Genomic DNA, 205 nt, shown 5'->3' with positions numbered 1-205 from the left:
GCGAGCAGGTCGAACTCCGTGCGCGTCAACTCGATCTCGGTGCCCGCGCGGTGCGCCTCGCGAGTGCCCACGTCGACCACCAGGTCCTCGTACTTGAGCACCCCGTCCGATTCGGCCACCACCCGGCCGCGCCGCAGCAGGGCTCGCAGGCGGGCCAGCAGCTCCTCCAACGCGAACGGCTTCGGCAAGTAGTCATCCGCGCCCG

Annotated in this window: 1 pseudogene; it reads right to left on the bottom strand. The window is 71.2% G+C overall.

Annotated elements, in window-relative coordinates:
- Positions 1 to 205 (bottom strand): annotated as a pseudogene (locus CCN37_RS37885) (response regulator transcription factor); the annotation flags it as partial.

This window comes from Allokutzneria sp. NRRL B-24872 (assembly GCF_002155965.1).
In the GTDB taxonomy this organism is placed as follows: Bacteria; Actinomycetota; Actinomycetes; order Mycobacteriales; family Pseudonocardiaceae; genus Allokutzneria.
Note: the sequence above shows the minus strand (reverse complement) of the source record. Positions and strands in the feature narration are given on the sequence as shown.